We start from the raw sequence: 24,794 nt of genomic DNA on the forward strand, positions 1-24,794 counted from the left end.
TAAATTAGTTAACGATATTCAGATTTCGCACGAGATCCGACATCTTCTGATTCCTCAGCTGTTCTTCCATCTTCTCTTCCGCCGCTAACACGACCTTCTGGATCGGACAGTCCGGTCCGTGTTCGAAGCTGCAATCGAACAAGGATGCCGTCCCTTCGATCGCATGAATAATATCAAGGAAAGAGATGTTCTCCCAATCTCGCTTCAACCGATATCCTCCATTGACCCCCGTTGTCGATTCGATCATGCCCGCCTTCACCAACTTGGTCAATATTTTGGACAGATAGGTTGGAGACACGCTCTGCCGCTCCGCCAGTTGCTGAACGCCCATTGGTTTCTGCGGAGTTGCCGCGGTAAGAAAAAGCATCGTATGGAGAGCGTAGTCGGTTGCCTTCGAGTATTTCATGTTAATTCAACCCCTCAATTACGGACTTCATGTATCTATAATAGCTATTATAGGCCCTTACGTCAAACACAATGAAAAAACCTAACCGCATCGCGCGATTAGGTCAATTCTTCATATCGGAAATCATCGAAGTCGGCATGCTTGCGTTCACCGCTTAAGTCTTGGACGCACATACCGATAAAGTTACCCGTGAACCGAATATATTCCGCATATTCATCGGACAAGTGGCTTACGTCAAGCTCCGGTCCGATTTCGTTCCATTCGCCATCCTGCACCGCGTACATAAACTTGGCTTTGTCACGCTGAATGTTCACTTTCAGACGGTACGTTCCTTCGCCAAGCGGGATATCTTGATCCAAGAGTTCGTCATAGACTCCGTCTATTGATCGAATAATGCCTATGCATGTGCCTAATTCCTCATGATGCGTCACGCGCAAATAGACATAATCGCGAGTGTCGTAGTACAGAATCAATCCCGCCATTTGCTGATAATGCTCCGGACGGTATTCCATGGACGTCTCCGCTTCGCAATACATCGATTGTTGCCTGCGCGCGACAAGACTTTGGCGATGCGTCGAGCTCATGGACTCTTGGCCCCATAGCCGCAAGAAACCCGGTCTCGCCGTTAAAGATAGCCAATCCGGACTTGCAGGTATGCGAAGCGTGTTCCATTGCAGCCCAAGCTCCGCACGATCGAAGCGGTCCACGCTCGGTTCCGCAGGGAAGGGATGAGACGGCAGCCTTGGCGCTTGCACTTTAGATTGCGGCCAGTTGCCTCCTCCGTCCACCGCGAGCCAATCGTCATCCGTCCAATGGCAGCGCTGAATGGCGGTTTCTCTGCCGAGCATGCATAGCTGATCCTTCACCGGGCGACCAACGAGATGCACCATATACCACTCGCCGTTCTGCGTCTCAACCAGCGAAGCGTGTCCCGCTTTCTGCAGCTCCAGCTCCGGCTTTCCTGCGGAGGTCAAGATCGGATTCGCGGGATCTACTTCGTAAGGACCGTCGATATGCCGGGAACGCGCCATCGTTACGGCATGATTGTATTGCGTTCCGCCTTCGGCCGTGAGCAAGTAATAGTAGCCGTTTCGTTTGTATATATGCGGGCCTTCGGTCAGTCTAAGCTGCGTTCCGCGGAAAATATTCGTCTTAGGTCCGATAAGCTTCTTCTCATCCTTCGAATATTCCTGAAGAATGATGCCCGCGAACGAGTTCGTGCCTTTCCGATGGTCCCAGATCATATTGACTAACCATTGGCGACCATCCTCGTCGTGAAACAGGGAAGGATCGAATCCGCTGCTATTCAAGTAAATAGGCTCCGACCAAGGACCCATAATATCGCTAGCAGTCACCATATAATTATGGGTATCCTTGAAGGCGCCTTTACGACTCTTGACATCCGTATAGATCAGATAGAAAATGCCGTCATGATAGCTCAAGCATGGCGCCCACGCGCCTCCCGAATCGACATTGCCCTCCATATTCAATTGGGAGGAACGCGTCAATATCGAGGTGAGCGGACGCCAATGCACCAAATCCTTGGAATGGTGAACGAGTACTCCGGGAAACCATTCGAACGTCGATGTCGCGATATAAAAGTCATCGCCTACGCGCACGATAGACGGGTCAGGATGAAACCCGCGCAGTATGGGATTGCTAATCACATTCCGGCCTCCTTGTAAGGTTCAATTAATCGTTTAATATTTCCCGAACTTCCGATGTAATTTGTTTTATATTATAGAACAATGTTTTGTAATTCCGTTAATGAAATACTATCAAAATATGAGGGCGGAGTCTATAGACTGGCAGGCGCATTAGTGAGAAACATCCGGAAACAAGGAACCCGATATTGGGAAACGAATAGATAAACTAGCAGAACGTCGAGACAAAGCAATATTAACGGAAGAAGCGATTCGCGACGAACTCTTCCATTCTGTGAAAGACTATAGAAGATAGTAAAAAAGCGGCAGAGGGAGTTGCTCCCCGAGCCGCAATTAACGTTTACGCTTATCGTCGTTCGAAACAAGACAATCACGGTTGGCCGAACGTTACTCTTTCGTCAATGCCCCGTCATCATCGCCGGATCGGGTTGGTCGACGTCCGTGCCCGGTTGATCGGAAGGATCGACGCGCGGCTTGCGCAGCAAGAAGCTTAAGGCCAACCCGACTAATGTCAGACCAACCGATATTAGGAACGTATCGTTATAGGCGGAGACCGACGCATCCAGCGGATTGCCGCTCTGCCCGATGTCGGCTAGATGCTCCTTTGTTCTGGTCGTAAGAAATCCGGTAAGCCCCGCAATCGCGAACGACGCGACCACTTGCTGCGACGCCGTCGTCAAAGGGGTGACTCTGCTCACGAGCCGGCGAGGAGCCGCACTCATCACATGCGTATTCAACGACATCATGCAAAGGCCCGATCCTGATCCGATCATGAACAGCGGCACAAGAATCCACAACTTCGGCGTATCCAATCGTATCCCCGTCAGAATGAACATAGCTCCCGCTATGATCGTCAATCCGACGATCGCGATCAGTTTGACGCCGATTCTGTCATACAGCCGACCTCCGATCGGCATGAACAGCATGGAACCCAAGGCTTGCGGCAGCATGACCAAACCTGTCTCCAAAGCGGTATATCCCCTGTTCAATTGCAAGAAGACGGGCATAAGAATCATCACGCCGATCAACGCGATCTGGACGATCCAGGTCAGAAGTACGCCACGGGTGAAGTCCGAGGAACGAAACACGCGCAGCTCCAGCAACGGCTGCTTGTGCCGAAGCTCGACGACGATTAACAGCAGCATAGCCACGCCCCCGACGATCAGCGCTATCAACGTCCGGTCGGCCGCCCAACCGATTCTACCGCCTTCGCTAACACCGTAAGCGATGCAGGCGAACGCGATCGGAGCCAGGATCATTCCCGGGAGATCAAGCATCGGAGCGACTTTATCCTCGATACGCGGCAAATACTTGATCCCGACCACAATCGCCAAGATGCCGATCGGCAGATTGATCAGGAAGATCCAATGCCAGGAGACCGATTCGATCAACCACCCGGATAAGATCGGACCTAACGCAGGTGCCATCAGCATCGGAATGCCCAGCATCCCCATTACCGAACCCCTGCGTTCGGGAGGCGCGATGCGGAATATCATCGCCATCCCGATCGGCGCAACCATCCCCCCGCCTAAACCTTGCGCGACACGAAAGACGATCAACTGCTCGATCGTTTGCGCTGCCGCGCAGAGCACCGAACCAATCGTGAATAGAACGATGGTCACGATAAACACGCGTTTCGCCCCGAATTTGTCCGTCATCCATCCAGCCAGAGGAATTACTGCGGCAAGCGCCAATGTATAGCCGGTAAACGTCCATTGGATCGTATTCAAGCTGCTGCCGAATTCTTTCTTGAATCCAGCTAACGCGACGTTGACGACCGTGCTGTCCAGAATGACCATGATCATTCCGAAGATAATGGCTAGAAGTGGAGCAAGGATGGTTTTCATGGAAAATGGCTGTTCCGAAGCCGTCTTGATATTCGCCCGAGCGGTCATAGACAATCCTTCTTTCATTCCGATTTTCTTCGTTACTTTCACTGATCACTAGCGTTCATCCGCCTCCCGATCACCTCTTCCCGTCTGAAAATTTCGAACTAAACAATCGTTTGACAACCCGCTAGTCCGTGTGATATGATCCATATATAGATAAAATACGATCATTGTGTCCAAGATCACAAAACGACGGTAATAGCAAAGTTTATCATATCATATTGGGTTCTTGACGCACAATGATTTATTATGATAAAGGGGCAGTCTCATTAGCTATAGCTAATGAGGCTGCCCCTTTATATGCTTCATTCTAAATTGTGGCATGTTCTAGACCGAATAGAGCGCAGAACCGCTGAGCAATATGACCACTGCGCTAATGACGATGATCGCCAAGAGACTTACCCTTGGAATGACGTGCCACATGGCCGATCGCCATTCTTTCGCGGCAGGCTCGTAATAAGCTCGCAATCGACTGACGATAGCGTTATGATCCGGGTTCAGCGTATGATACACGATGTCTACCGACGGTTTCCCCCTTAGATCCAAAGTCCACAGAACCGTTGTCCTATACGTGGAGTCATTAATCCGAAAACGATACTCCTTAACGGTTGTCTTATTCGTACTCCCTGAAAGGTGGTCGAAAGACTCGTATGTATCCTTACCGAGCTTAACCGATCGGATTTCCCCGTGTCTTAGCAGAGTTAGACGTCTCCAACCGCGATACGCCGACCACAGCGCGAGTGCCCCCATCAAAGCCAAGGTCGACTTGAGACCCGTAGCGTCCGTATTTCCGCTAGCCGGCGCATTCAACTCGTTAAGCGTCGCCGCGAGTATAAAAAGCCACAATAATAACCATGCCGAACATGCTGATCCTACTACTGCGGACCAATGTATTTGTTTCGTGAGTTGTTTCATACGTGCCTCCTCTTGCATGAAGTGCGGTTCTCTATCGCCTCATCCAATTACTATTCATTATCACTCTCCGAAAATCCTTCGCACGCGGTCAGGAATAGACAAATTTCGATAAAAATAGCCGCTAAGTGAGCTGATCCCCACGCATGGGTATTCAAAATATTTTCTAGCATAGCGAAAAGCACCTGATTTCAACATCAGGTGCTTCCGCGCTGCATATCGAAATCGCTCCGAATCTGCAGTCTCAATCCTCTGTATGATACTTCACCAGCAATGCATTACCACAAGACCGAGCCCGTGATCGCTCCCATCCACTCTTCGACACTGATCGGATTTACGGCTAGCGTTGCGTTAAACGCCTCTGTATGACCATAGCCTATCGCCTGCAAATTATTCACGATAAGCGAGCGGTCGATAGTATAGCTCCCCATTGCTCTAGTAATTTCAATGATGCTGTAACCGGCGTCTTTCATAGCGCCAAAGGCGGCTACCTCCCCCCCAGCTATATCGATCAGTCCGAAATGGATGTTCCCCATACTGAAGGTCGTATGATGGAGCGCATCGGCGATTTGAGCCACATTCGCATGGAACGGAGCCTGCTTCAGGAGATCCGCAATTTCCTTGGGCGTCGTATACCCATGAGTATTTTGCAACAATGCGCTTAGCGAGCGAAGCGACAGATGGAAATCGGCATATAGCGTGCCTGCGGCTGTGGGAACGCTATATCCTGCATTCCGCATCGTCTCCAACACGATGGAGCATTGGGGAACGCTTGTGCTACAGTCCAGAGCATAGTTGCCGAGACTGGCCGCGATTGCCTCGATGACATTCATGTACGTGAAAGTACTGTTTCCAGCGGAACAGGCGGGCAGATCGGCGAGAACGCCATCCGTACAGGTTGTCATTTGTTTCAGCGCCTTCGCCATGGTCGTCATCCAAAATTCGTTCGCGACCGGCGTAAGCGCCTGATTGACGCCGGCTGCGACTTCCGGCAAATCGTATCCGTTGCTCCACAATAGCGACCCGATCTCGGCCGGCGTGTAACCGTAATTGTGCATAATCGCCGTCGCCGGGACGCGGTCTACGCCTAGTGCCTTCAGATTAATGGACAAAGTCAACGGATCATTCAGGACGCCTTCGGGGCCGTACAGTTGGATCAAAGCATCCATCGCTTGGACATTCGCCGCTTGCAAGTATCCCCTCAGCACGAACGGGTCGCTTGTACCCAGCAAGGGGACGATGTCGGCAACGGAATAACCGATCTCCTTCATGGCCTGCGTGACCGCTACATCTCCGGTTATGCCGAACACGCTCGCCAGCATAGACTTGGCGTCCGACGGCGACAGACCTATCGTGCTGCGAATAGCTGTCATCGTGTGGCGGGAACTGTAACCGACTTGCTTCAGAATGTTCGCGATTTCCGTAATATCGCTCTTTGCATATACCTGCTGCAACAAACTCACGGCCTGCGTTGCCGGCTCACCCCTGCTGTAAAGGTCCGTGGCTGCGAATATCGGAAAGTCGATGGAGCTGCCCATTGCCGCCAACACCGTACTTACCTGCGTCGAAGTGCAGTCCCGCCCGGACCCCATAAATACTTCAAGCAATCTTGCATCATCGGATTGATAGACTTGTTTCATAGCCATCATAATCGGTTCAAGATTCACGCAGCTGCCGTAACCGGCGGACATCAGGTTATCGGCGGTTGTCACGTCGTTTACCTTCGAGACATCAAGCAGGTACTGCGCAACCGCCTCGGCGCTATAACCGGCATCGTGGAGGTAGCCGACCAGAACCGGCAGCGTCTGGCCGGAACCGATCACGCCGGCAATCTCCGCAAGATTAAACCCGGCTTGCGTCATCGCTTCTATTTTTTGCGCGGCGGTCATGGAACCGTAGATGATCTGGATTTTACTCATTACAGTGCTTACGGAACCTGTACGGGCCGCGTCGCGCAACCCGGCTAACGCTTCGGTAGCGTTCATCCCGAAGATATCCTTCAATATAAGAAGAAGTCGCCATTCGCCCGAAGGACGGTTGTTATTATCGGCTAAGTTCGTTGTAAGCGACTTATTATTGAGGTACGCGTTACGGATTTTAATAAATTCGTATCCGTCTATCGCATACAGGCTTTGCAAGGCCAACGCGACTTCCTGTAGATCGTAAACATTCCCCAATTTCAAAATTTCGACACCGACCGTCTCTGCCTTCTGGCCGAAAACCTTTTGCAGAACGGACGCGATCTCGGCGGTGCTGTAATAGCCCTCGGCTTGGCCGTCGATAAACGTAACCCTAGATAGGGTATCGGCCACCCCGGTCACCGTGAAGCTCCCCTCCTGAATAAGACCCGACTTCAGCATGGCGATCGTCTGCTCACCCGTGTAACCGGATAGATGAAGGAACGGTGAAATGGGTTTGATCGAACCGGGCATTAGCGCTATCGCCGCCCTGGCGACGTCGATATCGCCGAATCCGGCTTGCTGGAGCATCTGAAGCGTATCAAGCGTATTAATGCCCATCTGTGACAAAACGTTCGTTGCAAGCGCCGAGGCGTCATATCCAAACACGGTTTGAATAGCTTGCGCGATGAGAAGCGGGCTATACCCGTTCCCGTTAAGCACGTTCGTTATTGCGATATCCGAGCCTGGTTGTATCCTTTTATAGAAGTCGCTTTCCAAAAGGCGCGCAACGTCTGTCGCATCGTATCCGCCCGCTTTCAACGCCGAAGCGCGAAGGTTCGGATCCGTCTTGTATGTCGTCGGGTACAGAGTAACCAGTAGCGCGTTCGTCTCTGAAGCCGTCAGATTGGCCAAGCGCAAGCTGGCGGCGGCATTGCCCACAGGCGCGAGCGCGCCGCTCTCGCCGAATACGCCCGGCCACGCCGCAGCGACGGCAACCGTATTGTTGCCTCCATTCAACCCGAGGACCGCGGCCACTGCATCGGACAAGCGATAACCCGCTCCGGTCAACGCCGATCCCAGTTGGCCGGGTGTTCCTGAGAAGCGCGACCACAGCGCGGCGGCCGTATGATCGGCGGCGAAATTCGTAGCATAGAGCGCTTGGGCAATTTCCGATGGTTGCGTGAAGCCAGCCGAAGCAAGCGCGGCGACAAGCTCTTCGGCGGTGCCGGCCATCGGCAACACCGCGGCCGCCACCGTTATACTATCTGCCAGATATACCTGCTTCAAAGCTGCGGCTACATTGGCGACGGGATATCCCGCATAGAGCAACCCGGCTGCCGTAGAATCAACGGAAATTTGCGCCGCCTTTAATGCGGCTGCCGTCTCATCCGCGCTGTATCCGTTTGTTTGGAGCGCCTGAACAACGACAACGGGCGAAAAGCCGTCGGTTTTCAACGTATCGATGATGCTATCCAACGTTTCTCCGTCAATACTCAGTTGTTCCGCAAGCGAGCCAGCCGTTGGGACTTCCAGATTGCTAAAGGCCGGAAGCGCGGAACCGCCAGCGGTTGTCAGTCCCGGCGGTTCATACGAGACCAATACCGTACCGTACGGAACGGAAGCGGCCAAACCGATGCGAAGTTTGCTTGGATCGGCATCGAGCGTTGTCGTAACGACCGGATTAGAAACCCCGTTCACCATAACGGTTAGACCAGCCGGCGACGACGGCGCGGCAAGCGGCGCTTCGAAACCGATCACGATTTCAGAAGCATCGCCGCTGGTTAATGCGAACAGAATGTTGAAATCTTTGACCGTTACCTTGGCATCGACCTCCAAAGGAACAGCCGGATTGGCCTGGGAGACGCCGCTTGGCAGGACGAATGTTCCGGTCGCGGCGTAAATGTCTGCCCGAGCGCCATCGTAACCGTCAATGGTCCAATCCAGGTTAACGGTGTGCGACGCGCCGGTTTTATCCGTAATCGTCGTTGTCGTCGCCAGCGCGGCGATGGCGTCCGGTTCCGACGTCCCATAATCGACTGCAATATCCGCTACGCCGGCGATCGATACGAGATTAGGATCATTCACCGTTACATTCGCCGTCACGCTCAACGGAACAGGCGGATTGGCCTGAACAACGTCCGCCGGCAACGCGAATGTTCCTGTTGCCGTATAAACGCCTGCTTGATGGTTGTCGTAACCGTCAATTGTCCAATCCAGGTTAACGGCATGCGTCGCTCCGGCGTTATCCGTCATCGTCGTTGTCGTCGCCAGCAGGGCGATGGCGTCCGTCTTCAATGTCCCATAATCGACTGCAAGGTCCGTTACGTCGGCGACGGATACGATATAGGGGTCATTCACCGTTACATTCGCCGTCACGCTCAATGGAATAGGCGGATTGCCCTGGGAGACGCCGCTCGGCAAGATGAACGTTCCGATCGCGGCGTAAGTATTTGCTTGTGCGCCATTGTAACCGTCAATTGCCCAATTCAGGTTGACGGTGTGCGTCGCTCCGACGTTGTCCGTTATCGTGGTTGTCGCCGCCAGCGCGGCAATCGCGTCTGTGTCCGATGTCCCGTAATCGACTGCAAGGTCCGCCACATCGGCGACGGATACGATATAGGCCTCATTCACCGTTACGTTGGCGGTCACGTTCAATTGAACGGGCGGATTCGCCTGGATGATGCCGCTTGGCAGGTTGAACGCTCCGGTTGCGATGTAAGTACCTGCCTGAGCGCCGTCATAATCGTCAATTGCCCAATTCAGGTTGACGGCGTGCGTCGCTCCGGCGTTGTCCGTTATCGTGGTTGTCGCCGCCAGCGCGGCAATCGCGTCTGTGCCCGATGTCCCGTAATCCACTGCAAGGTCCGCCACATCGGCGATGGATACGATATGGGGGTCATTCACCGTCACGTTCGCCGACAAACTCAATAGAATAGGCGGGTTGGCCTGGGAGACGCCGCTCGGCAATACGAACGTTCCAACCGCCGTATATACGCCTGGTTGATTGCCGTCGTAATTGTCGATCGTCCAGTCCAGATTGACGATATGCGACGCATGAGCGTTGTCCGTCACCGTGGCCGTCTGATCCAAGGCAGACAAGGCGTTCTCCATGCTTGTCCCATAATCGACTGCAATGTCCGCTGCACTTGCGACGGAATCGATATAGGCGTCATTCACCGTTACGTTCGCCGTTACGTTCAATAGAACCGGCGGATTTGTCTGGGTGACGCCGCTCGGCAATATAAACGTTCCGGTTGCCGTATAAACACCAACCTGAGCGCTATCGTAACCGTCAATGATCCAATCCAGGTTGACGGTATGCGTCATACCCGCTTTATCCGTAATCGTCGTTGTATTCGTCAGCGCGGCGACGGCGTCCGCTTCCGACGTCCCGTAATCGACTGCAAGGTCATCCACATCGGCGACGGATATGATGTAGGGGTCATTCACCGTTACGTTCGCCGTCACGCTCAAAGGAATTGGCGGATTCGCCTGGGTGACGCCGCTCGGCAATGCAAACGTTCCAACCGCCGCATAAACGCCTGCTTGATTGCCGTCGTAATGGTCAATCGTCCAGTTCAGATGGACGATATGCGTCGTATAAACGCTGTCCGTCACCGAAGCCGTCTGATCCAAGGCAGACAACGCAACGTCCAACGTCGTTGCGAAATCGACTGCAATGTCCGACGCATAAGTAACGGTTACGACCGTTGCTTCGACCGGCGTAACGACCGCTGCCTTCACCGTCACTATCGCCGTAACATTCAATGGAACAGGCGGGTTGGCCTGAGCTACTTCCGCAGGCAACGCAAACGTTCCGATTGCCGTATAAGCGCCTGCTTGATTACCGTCGTAACCGGCAATCGTCCAGCTCAGGTTGACAGTATGCGAAGCGTGGTCGCTGTCCGTTATGGCGGTCGTCTTCGCCAGCGCGGACAAAGAATCGGCCAGCGTCGTTCCGTGAACGACTACGATATCAGCCACGTTAGCAACAGAAGCGACGGTAGGTTTTACCGTCTCGTTACCGTTATTGCCAGTATCGCCTCCATTGCCCGCATTCCCGTTTCCCGTATTCCCGTTGCCATTACTGACGCCGTTATTGCCGCTCGCGGCGGGTACCGTCCCCACGCTCGGATCGTTGACTTCGATGACAACTCCCTGTGCAGGTTCCACTCGATCCGGCATTCTGTCGAACGTTGATCCGCTGACGTTGACTTTCGCATATTTCACGCTGCCATTGCCGGTTACTTCCGTATTTGAATCGAGAACCAACGCGTCCACGTTCGCGTTTTCCGCCAAACTCAATTTTGTGCGCGCAGCGCTGCCGTTTACTTTAAGCTCGTTGATCGACCCGTTAAGCAATTCAACGGAAACGTTAGGCGTATCGACGATTACGGAAGTAAACCTACCGCTCAGACTGACGACCGGGTTGCCTGTCGTTTCGTCAATCGCGACGGTAACGTCTCCGAACCCCGACCCGATTGCTTCATCCGTCTCCAATGCAGCGCCGGTTTTCAGCGAAGTTCGATCGATATTCGTCGATCCCGAGGCGACAATCCGGACGCTTCCCGTTTTTTTGTCGACGATAACTTGATATAATCGGGAATCGATCACGTGGACGCTGTGTTCGCCTCCGCCGCTGACGACCGTCGAGCCTTCTACGGTGATGCCATTCAACGTAACATCTCCTTCTCCGACGGATTGCGCAAGCAGCAGATTGCCCGTAATCCGCACATTCTGCAAAGTGACATCCGGAGAGGTAATGATGACATTGCCATGAATCGTGTTAACTTGGCGATCCGGCCCGTAAGTACCGGCCGCTGCGATCTTCATGGCAGCCGTTTGATCCAGCGCGACAATCGCTTCCGCCCGCGTAATCGGTTGAACGGGGCGAAACGTTCCATCCGGGTAACCCTTCATGTATCCTTGGTCAACGACTGCTGCGATTGCCCCCCGGCTCCATGCGGGGATCGCCGCTTTGTCGTTAAACTTCAATTCGCTCTTCTCTCCAGACTGTTCCAATCCAAGTAATCTGGCGATCACGACCGCCGCCTCTTGCCGGCTGATCGGCTCATTCGGACGAAAAGTATGGTCCTGATACCCGGCAATATATCCGGCCGCAGTCGCTATTCTTACGTCAGTGGCGTACCATGCGTCAGCGACATCCAGGTAGTCGACGGCAGCCCGTTCCGTATAGCCATACATCCGGTTGGCCAAAGCGATGAATTCTGCCCGGGTCACTTCTTGCTCCGGGTGAAAGCTGCCGTCGTCGCGGCCCTGGGCCAATCCCAGATCGGCCCAACTCTCGATCGCTTGCTCGGCCCAATGGCCCTGAATATCGTTGAGAACGATCCGGGATGCCGGTTCCGCCGGCGATGCCGCCTCCGCCGCCGACAGCGTTCCGAAGGGGAACAAACCGGCTATTAAAGCCATGATCGCGATCCCGGTTAATGCCGTACGTCGTCTCTTCCTGTTCCTATCATACATCCTATTCGAACTCCTCTCGTTCTAGTAATCTAGCGTAAACGGCTTTTGCTAGGATCACCTATCCGAATTGATTAATTGCCGATATTGGACAAGAAACTATCAATGTTATTATAGAAAGCTTCGCTAAAAGAATAATGAAAGAATGGTCGGACAATGTCTAAAACCCGCGGAGCATCAAGCTTCGCGGGTTATTAGACTAAACGTTCATTAGCTTAACTGCTGACTGACCAAGTAATGATAAAGCCCTTTGGCTTCGATCAGCTCGGCATGGGAACCGGTCTCCACAACGGCTCCGCGATCCAATACGACGATCATATCCGCCTTCTGTATCGTGCTTAGACGGTGGGCAATGATCAAGCAGGTGCGGCCCTTCAGCATCCTATCCATGTTCTGCTGAATGATTCGCTCCGACTCCGAATCCAACGCGCTCGTCGCCTCGTCGAAAATCACGATGCCCGGATCGCCAAGCAGCGCCCTCGCAATGGCGATTCGTTGCAATTGCCCTCCGGAAAGGCTTAATCCGCCTTCTCCGATCATCGTCTTGAAACCGAGCGGCAAAGCGGCTATAAAATCGTAGGCTCCCGCCAGCTTCGCGGCCTCCTCCACTTCCTCCAACGTAGCAGAAGGAAATCGGATCGCGATATTGTCTTGAATCGTAGCGCGGAATACCTGGTTCTCTTGTTGAACGATTCCGATCTTGCGGCGCAAGGAAGCGGCATGAATCTGCCGGATGTCATGTCCGTCGACGCGAATCGTCCCGCCAGAAGGCGTAAACAGCTTGGTCAGCAAATTCGCGAACGTAGATTTGCCGGCTCCGCTCCTTCCGACAAGCGCAACCGTCTGTCCGTGCTTGATCTGGAGATTGATCTGCCGCAAGATGTCGGGACCGTCCTTGCTGAACCGAAACGAGACGTTGTCAAACTGAACGTTTCCTTTCAGCGCAGCCAATCTCCGCCTATTTTGCGGCTCCGGCTCTTCCGGATTTGCTCTGAATACGTCGTCGATCCGCTCCATCGAGACCCGCGCTTCCATCATATCGTTAAGCATCTGCAACATTTGGGTAATCGATTGCGTGACCGTAAAATAAATCGACAGGAACGCTACGAATTGTCCCACCGTCAGTTGACCGCGCATGACGAACACGGCCCCCCCGTACAGCACTAAGGCGTTGCCGATCATTTTGATAAAATCCGCGATTGTCTCCGACGCTACCAGCAGTTGAATGGCTTTGATTCGCTGTTTCAGCGAAAGCTGCAGCTTGTCCATCAGTTTCCAACGGATCGTAGGTTCCGCAGCAAGCGCCTTAACGGTCGAGATCAGCTTGATTGCTTCGACTATCGTCGTCTGCGACTCCGCCTCCGCTTCGAACTGCTTGCGGCTGTTCCGGCGCATCAGTGGAGAGAACAGCAGCACGAGCGCCGCATAACAAGGAATGATGGCAAACGCGATAGACGACAGCTTCGCATGATAGACGAACATGAGCGTCCCGTAAATGACGACCGTCAGAGAGTCGAGCATCAGTTGGACCGCCCCCGTCGTCAGCATTCTGCGGATCTTCTGATTTTCACTCACTCGGCTTGTCAGGTCGCCGATCGTACGAGCGAAGAAGAAAGACAGGGGCAAGCTTAGCAAGTGCCTGTAGAAATCGCCCAACATGCCGATGTCTATCTTCAGAGCGATTCGAGCCGCTATGAAATTCCTGAACGAATTGGAGACGATATAACACAGGGATAACGCAAGCATGCCGACCAGCAACACCTGGAGAAGATCGCCCTGTCCTTGGATAAGCACCTTATCCACGATGACTTGCGTAACAATCGGAATCATAAGCGCGGTCAATTGGACGAGCAGCGACAGGATCAGAAGGGATATCAATGCTTTGCGATTCGGGGTCACATAAGCGAGAAATCTAGAAATCGGGCTGCGCATGCGCTCGCTCGCCGCAAGTCGATCCGTCGGGGTCAGCGTCAAGATCGCGCCGCTCCAGCCTTCCTCGAAATCAGCCCTGCTTTTTTTCTCCAAGCCGTACGCGGGATCGCCGACAATCACATGCTTTGGCGTCACCTCGTAAACGACGATGAAGTGTTCGCCCTTCCAGTGCGCGATCGCGGGCAACTTCATCTCGGAGAGAGCATCCAACTGCGTCGTGAAGCCCTGCCCGGCCAGCCCCAGAGATTCCGCCGTCTCCGTCAAGCCGTACAACGTACTGCCGGAGCGCGACATCTCCGTCTGCTCCCTAATTCGGTTGATCGGAATTCGCGAACCGTAATACGCCATCACCATAGCAAGACAGGTGGGTCCGCAATCCATCTCATTCTGCTGCAAGCGTATCGGATATTTACGCCAACGGAACCGAAAGGGGCGCTTCCGATCGATCTCCGCCCATCGGACCGCTTGGCTGGAGGCCGCCGCAATCTCCCCCGTCACATCGTCATCGTCATATTTGGAAGATTCGGATACGTAATGGGTAGCGATGCTTTCGATCGCCGTCCGCAATGCCGGGTGTTGTACGATCATGGCATCGAAGTCGTTCTTGCTCAATCGGAACAACTGAGCGGCGCTTGAGGCTATGACCGTCGCCTTGCGCCTCGCTCCCGTAAGCAATGCCAACTCCCCGAAGAAGTCGCCGGAGATGAGCCGGTTGATGACCGTGCCGTCTTCTTCATTGACGACCTCGCACTGTCCCGTATGAACGATAAAGAACGCATCCCCCACATCTCCTTGGCGTACAATCGACTGTCCCTTTTCCGCTTGAATCACGGTCATCCGTTCTAGGAATTTCCGAACCGCTTGATGATCTTCGATGGATAGGAGTTCCGTGCGCCTTAAGAACATGGTGACGGCGCGGGACGACATGTAGGTAACGAGCAGTTGTTTGAGCCCGGGATTATGCGCGAACAGCTCGCGCAGCGTTTCGATCGGAATGGCCAACAATCGCGCGTTTCCCGCCGCTGAGTATACGACGGGATTGCCCGGCCGCTCATCGTCGCCTTCCCACCCAAAGCTGTCCCCGTCCTTCAACAGGCCGAGGCTGTTCTCCGATCCGTCGGGCCGTTCGTCGATCATTCGGATCTCACCCGAGACGACGCAATACAAATATTGCGGGATGTCGTCCTTCTCCTGAATCGTCTGTCCGATCGAGAACCCCAGCATCCGCGCATTCTTGGACAGCATTTGCTTCTCGTGTACACTAAGCACGCCGAAAAAAGGAACCTGCTCCACATAGCCGATATACTTGTTCGTCTCCATTGCTTTCGAGTCCCCTATAACCTATTCTCATGTCCACAACGCCGGCTTGCGCACGTTCGCTTCCATACGCCTTGCGGCAAGCCATTCATCGAAGAAAATTCGTTCGATTCTCGCCCTGATGTCCCCGTTCAACTCCGCCGGGTATACCTCTTCGACCTTGATCACGTAAAATTTCTTATCGATTTCGAGTGGCCCGGCTATCGTTCCGGAGACCGCCCCGAACGCCTGCGCTTCGATCGCCTTCGGCAACTGCGGTCGCTCCTTGCGGCCGATAAACCCTCCGGCAAGCCTGGACGATTCGTCGATGGAATAAGCGCGGGCAAGCATATAGAATGGTTCGCCCTCCATGGTCTTAAACCGCAGCTCGCGTGCAAGCCCTCGTTCGTTCACGACGATCTGCGAGAGAGCAACCGCCTCGAAACGTGACCTATGCTCCGTAAAGTATCTATCGACCTTACCTGCCGCCACATGATGGCGGACTCGCTCCTCCAACGCCTTCATCCGAGCGAATTCGGCAACATCGGACATCGAAAGCCCGCGCTCCGTCAGCCAATTCGCCAACTCGGAAGCCTGATAAAGTCCATTCGCGACTCTCCAATCGTTGACCGCCTCCTGGATCTCTTCCTGACCAACCGATATTCCGTTATCTTCCGCGAATGAGGCGATAAGCGCATCCGAGACGTAATCGTTAATCGCGCCGAAGCTTCCCCGAATGGCGGCGGAACGCAGAACGGCCGCTAACGAGTAGCTTCGTCCATCGATTTGAAGAGCCACGACTTGATCGAGTGACATCGCGCATACTCCTTTATGGATAGCTATATAAAAGCGCGGGAGCCGCTCCCGCGCCATGCTTCTTGCCTCGTTAAATGAATCTGCCGCCGGTCACGTTCTTCGCTTCTTCCTCGGTCAGCTTCTTCGGCATATCGCCGAGCTTGATCTCGGCTGCCTTGTTCGTCTCGACGGACTCCTTGGTCGCGTCCGTTTTCTTCACTTGCTCTTCCATCGTCATCACCTCCTTCTTAAGGATTACTCTAGCAAAGCCAAATAAAAGAATAATAAAAGAAGGACAAACCAAATAGCCCATCTCCGCATAAGGAAATAGGCGCGCCTTTCACTATATTTTCACCAAATCCAGGTAACATCGGGTTCAATCAAGGGCAACACCAACTATGGAAAGGAAGAGAAAAAACATGCGGAGGTCGTTGATAATGGAAAAACAGTTTTTAGGGAAAGCGGTAATCGGCAAAAAAGTAGCACAAGACATTCTGGACAACAGAGGAGTGCTTCTGATGAAATCGGGGACGGTATTGACGGAGACGAAAGTGAACTTGCTTCAAAAATATAATATCGTTCAAGTATTCGTAGAGGAGTGATTCGCTTGCTTTGGGGGCATCACTCGGTGAGTAACGCATTTGGAGGGCACGATTCTTAAGCCGAATATAAGTATAGGCAAAACACGTCTACTGGGAACAACGTTGGTTCGGTGCGGTGTTCCCAGCAGATGTGAGTCCGTCTTAAAAAAAGTGTATTTGACGGAGGGAGCAGTTTATTTCGGCTCACTTCTAATTTCCATCCATATCACGCACTCCACATGTGTAATGAGTTATCTCGTTTTGAGGTTTGAGTTTAACGTACATTCAGTACAGAGAAGGTTATACCTTAATAATAGCCAAACTGCAAAAGTCTCCGATAGGTATTTTCGGACAAGTAATTTTCATTTTATTTTCAAAATCATGAACCGCCTTCGAAACACCAGGCAATTCTGGATGAAAATAATCATGCAGTAAAATTACACCACCGCTCACCATCTTGTCCCAAAAAAATTCCAATGCGGAAAGCATAGGAGCGTATAAATCCATATCAAGATTAACGAAACAAAACGAATCATCTACATCGAAAGCGGATTCTGGAAAATAGCCCTTCTTTAAGATGCAATTTTGTTTAAACTGCATACGGTTTAATACTATTTCTTCATTTGTATGTTTAAATGGTATACCTTTAGCAAATTTACTGTTATTATACTGAGGATTATTAAGAGCTCTTTCCGCATCCATATCTTTTTGATCAAATCCAGTAAAGGTATCAAAAAGGTACAATTTCCTATCGTAAAAATATTTATTAATAAATTCTGAAAAATACCCCCTATAAACGCCACATTCGGCGACACTACCTTTTATCTCCTTCGAATATATGTAATTTGAAAAGTCCTTAAGCCAACGAGTGCGAGGATATGTATCTTCATCGTAAATGTTAACTTTTGTAATTACTTCACTTTTAAGTTCTTGGTTGTATTCAAGTACTTCAATTTTTTCGTCGGGTACCGATAAGTTTTTTAACTGTTTTTTAACTTCGTCGATTATATCAAGGTCTTCGATAGTAATCAAAATTGAATCATATTGTATTGTGCTAATTTCTTCGGTGGAGGAAATCAAATGTCCGCAAAGAATATTGCCTTGAACCGACTTATTATTATCAACAATGCCAACAATATTGTAATTCAACAAATATTTCTCGGCATATTTCAAGTATTGTTTACCACTTCTTCCTGCACCAAAAACAATAATATTCATAAAATGTTCTCCTTCAAATGATATTTCTTTAGCACAATTAATTATCTGTTTCTAAAGGCACAATGTCAATTATCTTAACTATTCATAAGTATTTACATATTGCATTAAGACCACGCACTCCACATGCCCTGAATGCGGATTCAAACCTGCTTCGGTTTCAGTCTGTTGTAACCCGTAGAAACCTTGATTTGACGCGGTTTTTTCCAATTGACCTCCGATCTATCTGGCTGCATTCCGATGGCTTCTGTTGATGTTATACATCAATTTTACATCAACAACAGGCTGTATATGTAACTGAGGGTCACTGATACGCACTGTCTTTATCTCGTGCATTGAATTTGTCGTAGTTCTTGAAAACATCTCATTCATTCGTTCCGTTCCAAATTAACAGTGAACAGCACTCCACATGTATGGAGTGCTGAGTGTAGCGCGTTATGAATCTATTGATTATCCATAATGGGCAACGACAGTATCGCACATATCAATTGTCAGAAAATCGAAAATAGAATAAACCAACTCTAACGGTCATTTGTGTCCACCACCCGCTATTGTCAGAGAATTAGAAAAATCCCATCTTCATCGGTTTCCAACTCACCACGCTCTAGATTCTCACTGCTGTCGCTGATTGATTCTAGTTTTCCGCTTCTGAGCCTCATATCAGGATCCACCAGATGCTCGCCTGTCTTCAAGTCAAATTCCCAACCGTGCCATGGGCAGCGCAATATTTCATTCTCTCTGCCATAGGAATATTCGTAGACAGGTGTCGGTAGCAGCGTTCCGCAGATGGTACCGACACATACGTCCGCTCCAGCATGTGGACACACATTGCGATAAGCATGATATTGTCCACCCACATTAAAAATGCCGAATTCCATCCCGTTGACCTTCACTAGTTTGCGTTCGCCAGCCTTAATCTCGTCCACGCCAGCTACTCGATGCCTGCTCATTCCAAGCCGCCCCCTTCATGCTTTGCTTTCTGTTGGAGGCCGTACAATTCGATCGCGTTCTCCGATTGAATACGCACTCGCATTTCTTTCGGAATTTTGGCTAAAGCCAGCTTCGGATTGTCGAAGTCCCAATGCGGATAATCGGAAGCAAACATCACTGTTTTACCCGCGTCAATCATATTAAAAATTTCCACCAATTGCTTATGGTTCGCTGGCTCTTCGATCGGCTGCGTCGTTAACCGGATATGCTCAAGAATATATTCCGATGGCAGGCGCTTTAGCCAGGGCGTTGAATCCCGAAGTGCCTTATAATTTTTATCCATCCGCCACATGAGATGTGGCAACCAGGCAATGCCTCCTTCAATCGCAACAAACTTCAACTTAGGGAACTTTTCAAACACGCCTTCGCAAACCAGGCTGTTGATATGCGCCATATAATTGATCGGTAGGATATTATGCCATTCCATGTATCGGGTCGGATAGCCGGATGGTGTGGGCGGATAGGCAAGTCCTTTACCCTCAGAGCCAGGATGAATGGCGACTGGTAAATTCATTTGCTCCGCCGCCTCGTAGATTCGATGATAATGTCGCTGTCCGAATGGTATTCTTGCACCGCTACACATAATGACCTGAACAATGTTCGGATGCCCCCCCAGCCTCTGAATCTCCTTTACCGCTGCTTCGGGGTCTGAGAAATTAATGACGAGCGATCCTTTAAACCGTGGATCCACCTTCAACCACTGGTCAACCATATAGTCATTATAGGCAGAAGCGATCGCACTGCCGTAGTCGGGATCGACATGCAGAGAACAATTAATAACAATGTGCCCTGTCAGAATAGCGTAATCAATATCGAATGCATCCAGATGATGCTCGATCATATATTTCGGGTCGCTACCCGGCTGGCCCCCTGAGGGTGTCACTGCATCCCTACGGTTCACACTGCCAAGCGAAGAATACCAAGGATTACCGATTAGTTCGCTATTCAACCATTGTTCGTGCCAAACCTTGGGCAAATAGGGAAGCAATTCTGCTGGACTTGCAAATGTATTGTGCACATCCGTATCGATGAGTTTCGGTCTGTCCAGATCATTCGTACTTTGCTGTTGCTGTGTCATCGCAATCACCTCATAAATCATATTTACTATAAATTCATGTATTACTGTATTATCCTTTTACTGCACCTGCAGTAAGTCCCATAACCATGTATCTCTGGAAGAATGCGAATAAGATTAGAATTGGCACAGAACCCGCAAAGGCAAATGCCATCATACCGCCGTAGTCATGGGCATATTCGCCTAGAAAGCTTTGGGCTATACCTACAGAAAGTGTTTTCATGCTTGTCTCTTGCATAATGACTAAAGCCAGAACAAAGTCATCCCAAGAATGTAAAAAAGTATAAATTCCAACCGCGACGAGACCTGGCTTTGTAAGAGGAAGCAATATTGTAACCATAGTTCTAACTCTTCCAGCGCCATCTATTTTTGCCGCTTCGTCCAAGGATCGCGGTATTGTGTCAAAGAATGACTTCATCAATAGCACTGCTAAAGGCAAAGAGAAGGTAGTATGAGCCAGAATCAACCCGCCGTAAGTATTCAACATCCCCCATTTTAAGTAGAACGTATATAGAGATATTAGAATGACTACGATTGGAAACATTTGAATAGAGAGAATGGTTGTCATCATAAAACTCTTCCCAAAAAAACCATACCTCGAAAAAGAATAACCGGCTGGAATAGAAAGCAGTAAAGTTACGAGAGTGGCACCTGTTGAAGTGATAAAGCTATTTGTGAAATAGGCCAAATACTCTGGATTAATAAATATTTTCGAATAATTATCGAAGGTCACATGTACGGGTATAAATTTGGGGGGAAAGCTGAAAATGTATGCATTAGGCATTAATGAAGATATAACCATAATGTAAATGGGAAAGAGTGAGACAGCAATCAACCCCAAGATTGCTCCATACTTAAGTATCTTCACAATAATTTTATTGCTATGCGATTGACTGTAAGTCATAATCTCAACCTCATTCCCTTACTAGTAATCATTATTGTACTTTTCACTAATTTTGTTATTGATCAGTGTAGCGAAAGCTAAGATTAACAACCAGATAACTCCAATGGCAGCGCCTGTACCAAAATCAAATGATCTGAATGCCGTTTTATAGGCTGCTATGGACAATGTTGCAGTTGCGTCATTGGGTCCACCGCCGGTTATATTGCTTATGATGGTGTACATCTGGAAATTGGCCATGACCGCTATCCAAATTGAAGTCATGATAACAGGCCTCATAGCAGGAATTGTGACAGACAACAGTGTGTTGTACCAGGAGGCTCCATCAATTTTGGATGCTTCAATTAACGATTGATCCACTGAATGCAAACCCGCTAACAGCATGACCATCATATACGGCAATTGCTTCCAAACGACTGCTAAAACGATGACTGCCAATGCAAGGTTAGGGTTCAATAACCAGGAGACATTAATGGTATCCGTTATACCTATCTTATAGAGTAAATAGTTTAATGAGCCGTACTGCTCATGTACTAACCATCTCCACAAGATGGCAACTACCACTGATGGAATCGTCCAAGGAATAAGAAGCAAGGCTCTAATACCGCCTCGCCACCTAATTCTAGTGTTGAGAAGCATAGCAACAGCAAGACCCGCAACAAACTGCACCGATACAACTAATGCAACAAAAACGATTGTATTAGTGAAATACAACAAAATTTTTCCATCGCGAAATAAAGAAATATAGTTCTCAAAATTATTCCATACAGGATCATTCAAATTGCCTATTTTATAGTCCGCAAAGCTAACATAAATACCTTTTAGCATAGGTAAAGCAATAACGATGCCCAATACAATTAAGGTAGGTAATATTAATAATATAGAGAAAATATTGTCAGAAATTGCGAATGTTCTCTTCTTTGTATGCGATGTTTTGCTATTCATGTCCCGCAATTTAAACCCCCTTTTGAGCAAAAAATCATACTCTTAAGAATTCAATGAGTCTACTTTGCTATCAAAGCACTATTCTCTCAAATGCATATTTCACTTGAGAGGATAGTGTTCGTTAAATACGGATTGTCACTGAACTTAGGTGTCGTAAGTTATTGTCCATACAGCTTCTTAAGTTCTTTATCCAGTTTCTCTACAACACCTGTTACTTCTGAACCCATTGCTAATTCTGAAATGGCCTTAGATATAATATCATCCGCTTCTTGGAATTGTAGATCTGAAGTAGGCAATGAACGGGAAGTTTCCATAGCTTTTACAAAGGTTTTCGTCAATTCATTATCTATATCGCCAAAGACGGACTCCATTGCAGAGGAACGTGACGACATCTTTCCCATACCCGCATCGTAAAGAATCTGAATTGATTTTTCACCCGTCATATGATCCAGAAATTTGTTCAGAGCATCAGTGTCTTTGACCGAGTTAAAGGCTACCAGTAGGTGATCCACAGTATATCCAGATCCGTAAGGCGTATCTTTCCCCGGAATAACCATGGCTCCATAGTGATTATTAAACTCTTCTCCTAAGGTGCTGGCTGCAACAAAATTCTTTGTAGTTCCTTCTAAGTCATAATAAAATCCGATAACACCTTGCCCAAATAAGTTACGCATATCTTTAAACGTTGCACCCTTAGGAGAAATATTGTCAGTAAACAGCTTTTGTAATTCTGCGAAGGCTTCGATATTTTCTTTGGAGTTTATTACAATGTTTCCTTGATCATCAAGGAAGTCCCCGCCGTGTGCCCAAAGATGTGGGAATATATTGTAACCTTCGCCAATTGTATTACCGCTGTTAGGAACTCCAAAGCCATAGATCTTGTTACCGCTATCATCTTTTCCAAGAGCCGAAATTTTATATGCGGCATCCATCAGTTCGGACCAGCTCTGCGGCAAAGTGGTGATCCCTGCTTTTTTCAAAAGATTTTTATTGTAAAATAAGGCATAAGTATTATTGAACCACGGGGCAGCCATGATTTTGCCATCTATTGTAACCGCTTTCAAGGAAGTTTCACTATAGTCTGCAATCATCGCCTCGTCCAGTTCAAGGGGTTTGATTATATTTAGCTCCATTAACTGAGGTAACCATTCGGCTTTGATGTGTGCCACATCTGGAGTAATTCCGCCCGCTCCCTGAATCAACATTTGGTCAAGGTATTGAGCATATGGATTGGTCTTCGATTCGATCTTAATGTCCGGATTGCTCTCCATAAAACTGTCTGGCATGGACTGATAAGTTGGCTTTAATGCCTCTTCTGCCAATGCCCATGAAGCCCAACTCAACGTAGTTTCGGAGGGTTTAGCTGTGGACGCATCTTGACCACCATTCTTCGAATTACTTGAGTTTGAGTTGCTTGTGCACCCTGCAATGATAACGACCATTGCCATAATGATTAGCATGTACTGAATTCCCTTTATTTTCTTCATTGATAAACCGACCTTTCTTTATATAAGTGTGATAAATGTCACACCTAATATATCGACCCGTACATTCGTAAACAATGTTAAAAAAACTTTCAATTTCAGATCAGAGTTAGTCTTGTTCCTTACAGAGTTATGTGTTATATTTCCTAGTTACCAAAAAAGATATTGCTCTAGCAGCTTGATAAATTCAGTTTTGTTATCCACACGAGCATCTTGGTACATCTTTGAAACCCGGTAACGTAAGGCGCTAGTAGAAATAAATAATTCTTCAGATATATGCTCGTATACTTTATGCTGCATGATTCCATTAATGATCTTCATGTCCAGTGCATCCCTAAGGGACATACAATTTTCAATGTCGAAGGCTTTTGATAATAGAGGATCTTGATAATATCGATCAGCCTGTGCTGGCTGTTCGAAAACCCGGTGAACATAATTGTTCTCTTCTAAGGAAGCCGTGCTTTCACGGATAATAAGCTTGCTTGGCGTAGTAATTTTCATTGAAGCTATATGCGGATTCTCCATTAGGAAAATCCAAGAATTCACAATCTGAACGCCTATTTCATAAAAATCAATAGAAAATGTAGTTAGACTGGGGTTGCAAAGGCGGCTGCAGTGAAAATTGCCAAAACTGCCTACAAATATATCCTCAGGAACACGAATGCCTTTATTCCTTGCAAACTGCATGAAACAAATAGCAACAATATCATTGGGACAAATAACTGCGTTATACTGGGAAGATCGTTCCATGAATAAGTCGAAACATTCACTGAGGCTGCCGTTGTTGAAATACACATCTTCCGGTTCGATATGAAAATCATAATTGCTCGCGGCATTAAAGACTGCTGAATATCGGACCATGTCATTGTTAGAAATTTGATCGAGACCAAACAAGGCAATTTTCGACCTGCCACAACTATACATATATGAGATTAGGCGGATCGTTTCTGCCGTCCTACTCACTGTAGCACTGCTTATATTTTCGCCAAAGTAGCCGGAGTCTACCCCAGCCAAAATGGACTTTTTCGAATGGTTTTCCATATGATCTATCATCGCGTTAAGGTAACTTCTTGATCTGCTGGCTAAGGTCACTACACTAGGGAGTGCATGAATATCGACTTGTTCGATTGACTCAATAAAGGTTTTAACTTCAATCTTATGACGGCTTGCCTCATCTTCAATACCTGCGAGCGTTTCTTTGAACCATGGGGAAGAAGAATAGCTTGGTTCAACAAAGAGGGGAAGATATTTATGTGTCATATCATTATCCTGCTTTCATCACTGTTGTATAATGCATCTTGATGTCTGGAACTATCGAATAGAT

Annotated in this window: 16 protein-coding genes; 1 reads left to right on the top strand and 15 read right to left on the bottom strand. The window is 49.2% G+C overall.

Annotated elements, in window-relative coordinates; all coding sequences use genetic code 11:
• Nucleotides 1-4 precede the first annotated feature (4 nt).
• The 8 genes from COHPA_RS0108765 to COHPA_RS25520 all read right to left on the bottom strand — a co-directional run bounded on the left by COHPA_RS0108765 (nt 5) and on the right by COHPA_RS25520 (nt 16,511).
• Entirely contained in the window at nt 5-406 is a 402-nt protein-coding gene (locus COHPA_RS0108765; protein WP_027085804.1) for an Rrf2 family transcriptional regulator, read from the bottom strand.
• A 98-nt stretch (nt 407-504) separates the two neighbouring features.
• A complete protein-coding gene (locus COHPA_RS0108770; RefSeq protein WP_027085805.1) occupies nt 505-2,073 on the bottom strand; it encodes a glycoside hydrolase family 43 protein in 1,569 nt (522 codons plus the stop codon).
• Nucleotides 2,074-2,468: 395 nt separating this feature from the next.
• A complete protein-coding gene (locus COHPA_RS0108775) occupies nt 2,469-3,983 on the bottom strand; it encodes a DHA2 family efflux MFS transporter permease subunit (RefSeq protein WP_245590294.1) in 1,515 nt (504 codons plus the stop codon).
• 303 nt (nt 3,984-4,286) lie between these two features.
• Nucleotides 4,287-4,805, bottom strand: coding sequence for a hypothetical protein (locus COHPA_RS0108780; RefSeq protein ID WP_156926622.1), 519 nt, complete (start codon nt 4,803-4,805; stop codon nt 4,287-4,289).
• 344 nt (nt 4,806-5,149) lie between these two features.
• Nucleotides 5,150-12,259 (bottom strand): S-layer homology domain-containing protein, encoded by a 7,110-nt coding sequence (locus COHPA_RS0108785; protein WP_027085808.1) that lies wholly within the window; start codon nt 12,257-12,259, stop codon nt 5,150-5,152.
• A 207-nt stretch (nt 12,260-12,466) separates the two neighbouring features.
• On the bottom strand, nt 12,467-15,508 hold the full coding sequence (locus COHPA_RS23225) for a peptidase domain-containing ABC transporter (protein WP_027085809.1): 3,042 nt from the start codon (nt 15,506-15,508) through the stop codon (nt 12,467-12,469).
• Between the two features lie 27 nt (nt 15,509-15,535).
• Nucleotides 15,536-16,300, bottom strand: coding sequence for a peptidylprolyl isomerase (locus COHPA_RS0108795; RefSeq protein WP_035119405.1), 765 nt, complete (start codon nt 16,298-16,300; stop codon nt 15,536-15,538).
• A gap of 70 nt (nt 16,301-16,370) precedes the next feature.
• Nucleotides 16,371-16,511, bottom strand: a complete 141-nt coding sequence (locus COHPA_RS25520) for a hypothetical protein (protein ID WP_156926623.1) — start codon at nt 16,509-16,511, stop codon at nt 16,371-16,373.
• A gap of 205 nt (nt 16,512-16,716) precedes the next feature.
• Between COHPA_RS25520 and COHPA_RS25525 the strand changes: the two genes are divergently transcribed.
• Nucleotides 16,717-16,881: a hypothetical protein gene (locus COHPA_RS25525; protein WP_156926624.1), complete on the top strand. Its 165-nt coding sequence runs from the start codon at nt 16,717-16,719 to the stop codon at nt 16,879-16,881.
• A 279-nt stretch (nt 16,882-17,160) separates the two neighbouring features.
• On the opposite strand, the gene COHPA_RS0108810 is transcribed toward COHPA_RS25525, so the two are convergent.
• From COHPA_RS0108810 to COHPA_RS0108840, 7 genes are all read right to left on the bottom strand, one after another.
• The gene (locus tag COHPA_RS0108810) at nt 17,161-18,078 is read right to left on the bottom strand and encodes a TylF/MycF/NovP-related O-methyltransferase (RefSeq protein WP_027085811.1); all 918 of its coding nucleotides are present in this window, start codon (nt 18,076-18,078) and stop codon (nt 17,161-17,163) included.
• 551 nt (nt 18,079-18,629) lie between these two features.
• Nucleotides 18,630-19,025 (bottom strand): Rieske (2Fe-2S) protein, encoded by a 396-nt coding sequence (locus COHPA_RS0108815; RefSeq protein WP_027085812.1) that lies wholly within the window; start codon nt 19,023-19,025, stop codon nt 18,630-18,632.
• Nucleotides 19,022-20,143, bottom strand: a complete 1,122-nt coding sequence (locus COHPA_RS0108820; RefSeq protein WP_027085813.1) for an amidohydrolase family protein — start codon at nt 20,141-20,143, stop codon at nt 19,022-19,024. Before COHPA_RS0108820 ends, COHPA_RS0108815 begins: the two co-directional genes overlap by 4 nt.
• A gap of 49 nt (nt 20,144-20,192) precedes the next feature.
• Complete coding sequence (locus COHPA_RS0108825; RefSeq protein ID WP_027085814.1) at nt 20,193-21,044, bottom strand: carbohydrate ABC transporter permease; 852 nt, start codon at nt 21,042-21,044, stop codon at nt 20,193-20,195.
• Between the two features lie 21 nt (nt 21,045-21,065).
• Complete coding sequence (locus tag COHPA_RS0108830) at nt 21,066-21,986, bottom strand: carbohydrate ABC transporter permease (RefSeq protein ID WP_069202095.1); 921 nt, start codon at nt 21,984-21,986, stop codon at nt 21,066-21,068.
• Nucleotides 21,987-22,144: 158 nt separating this feature from the next.
• Nucleotides 22,145-23,473: an ABC transporter substrate-binding protein gene (locus tag COHPA_RS24305; protein ID WP_027085816.1), complete on the bottom strand. Its 1,329-nt coding sequence runs from the start codon at nt 23,471-23,473 to the stop codon at nt 22,145-22,147.
• Nucleotides 23,474-23,620: 147 nt separating this feature from the next.
• Nucleotides 23,621-24,730 carry a substrate-binding domain-containing protein gene (locus COHPA_RS0108840; protein WP_027085817.1) on the bottom strand — a complete coding sequence of 370 codons (1,110 nt, stop codon included), beginning with the start codon at nt 24,728-24,730 and terminating at the stop codon, nt 23,621-23,623.
• Nucleotides 24,731-24,794 lie beyond the last annotated feature (64 nt).

Origin of the sequence: Cohnella panacarvi Gsoil 349, assembly GCF_000515335.1 — a bacterium.
GTDB lineage: Bacteria > Bacillota > Bacilli > Paenibacillales > Paenibacillaceae > Cohnella > Cohnella panacarvi.

Excerpts from the sequence above, each read along its gene's own strand:
- COHPA_RS0108765 (WP_027085804.1), bottom strand. The coding sequence starts at position 406 with ATGAAATACTCGAAGGCAACCGACTACGCTCTCCATACGATGCTTTTT.
- COHPA_RS0108775 (WP_245590294.1), bottom strand. The coding sequence starts at position 3,983 with ATGAAAGAAGGATTGTCTATGACCGCTCGGGCGAATATCAAGACGGCT.
- COHPA_RS0108785 (WP_027085808.1), bottom strand. The coding sequence starts at position 12,259 with ATGTATGATAGGAACAGGAAGAGACGACGTACGGCATTAACCGGGATC.
- COHPA_RS23225 (WP_027085809.1), bottom strand. The coding sequence starts at position 15,508 with ATGGAGACGAACAAGTATATCGGCTATGTGGAGCAGGTTCCTTTTTTC.
- COHPA_RS0108795 (WP_035119405.1), bottom strand. The coding sequence starts at position 16,300 with ATGTCACTCGATCAAGTCGTGGCTCTTCAAATCGATGGACGAAGCTAC.
- COHPA_RS25520 (WP_156926623.1), bottom strand. The coding sequence starts at position 16,511 with ATGGAAGAGCAAGTGAAGAAAACGGACGCGACCAAGGAGTCCGTCGAG.
- COHPA_RS25525 (WP_156926624.1), top strand. The coding sequence starts at position 16,717 with ATGGAAAAACAGTTTTTAGGGAAAGCGGTAATCGGCAAAAAAGTAGCA.
- COHPA_RS0108810 (WP_027085811.1), bottom strand. The coding sequence starts at position 18,078 with ATGAATATTATTGTTTTTGGTGCAGGAAGAAGTGGTAAACAATACTTG.
- COHPA_RS0108815 (WP_027085812.1), bottom strand. The coding sequence starts at position 19,025 with ATGAGCAGGCATCGAGTAGCTGGCGTGGACGAGATTAAGGCTGGCGAA.
- COHPA_RS0108820 (WP_027085813.1), bottom strand. The coding sequence starts at position 20,143 with ATGACACAGCAACAGCAAAGTACGAATGATCTGGACAGACCGAAACTC.
- COHPA_RS0108825 (WP_027085814.1), bottom strand. The coding sequence starts at position 21,044 with ATGACTTACAGTCAATCGCATAGCAATAAAATTATTGTGAAGATACTT.
- COHPA_RS0108830 (WP_069202095.1), bottom strand. The coding sequence starts at position 21,986 with ATGAATAGCAAAACATCGCATACAAAGAAGAGAACATTCGCAATTTCT.
- COHPA_RS24305 (WP_027085816.1), bottom strand. The coding sequence starts at position 23,473 with ATGAAGAAAATAAAGGGAATTCAGTACATGCTAATCATTATGGCAATG.
- COHPA_RS0108840 (WP_027085817.1), bottom strand. The coding sequence starts at position 24,730 with ATGACACATAAATATCTTCCCCTCTTTGTTGAACCAAGCTATTCTTCT.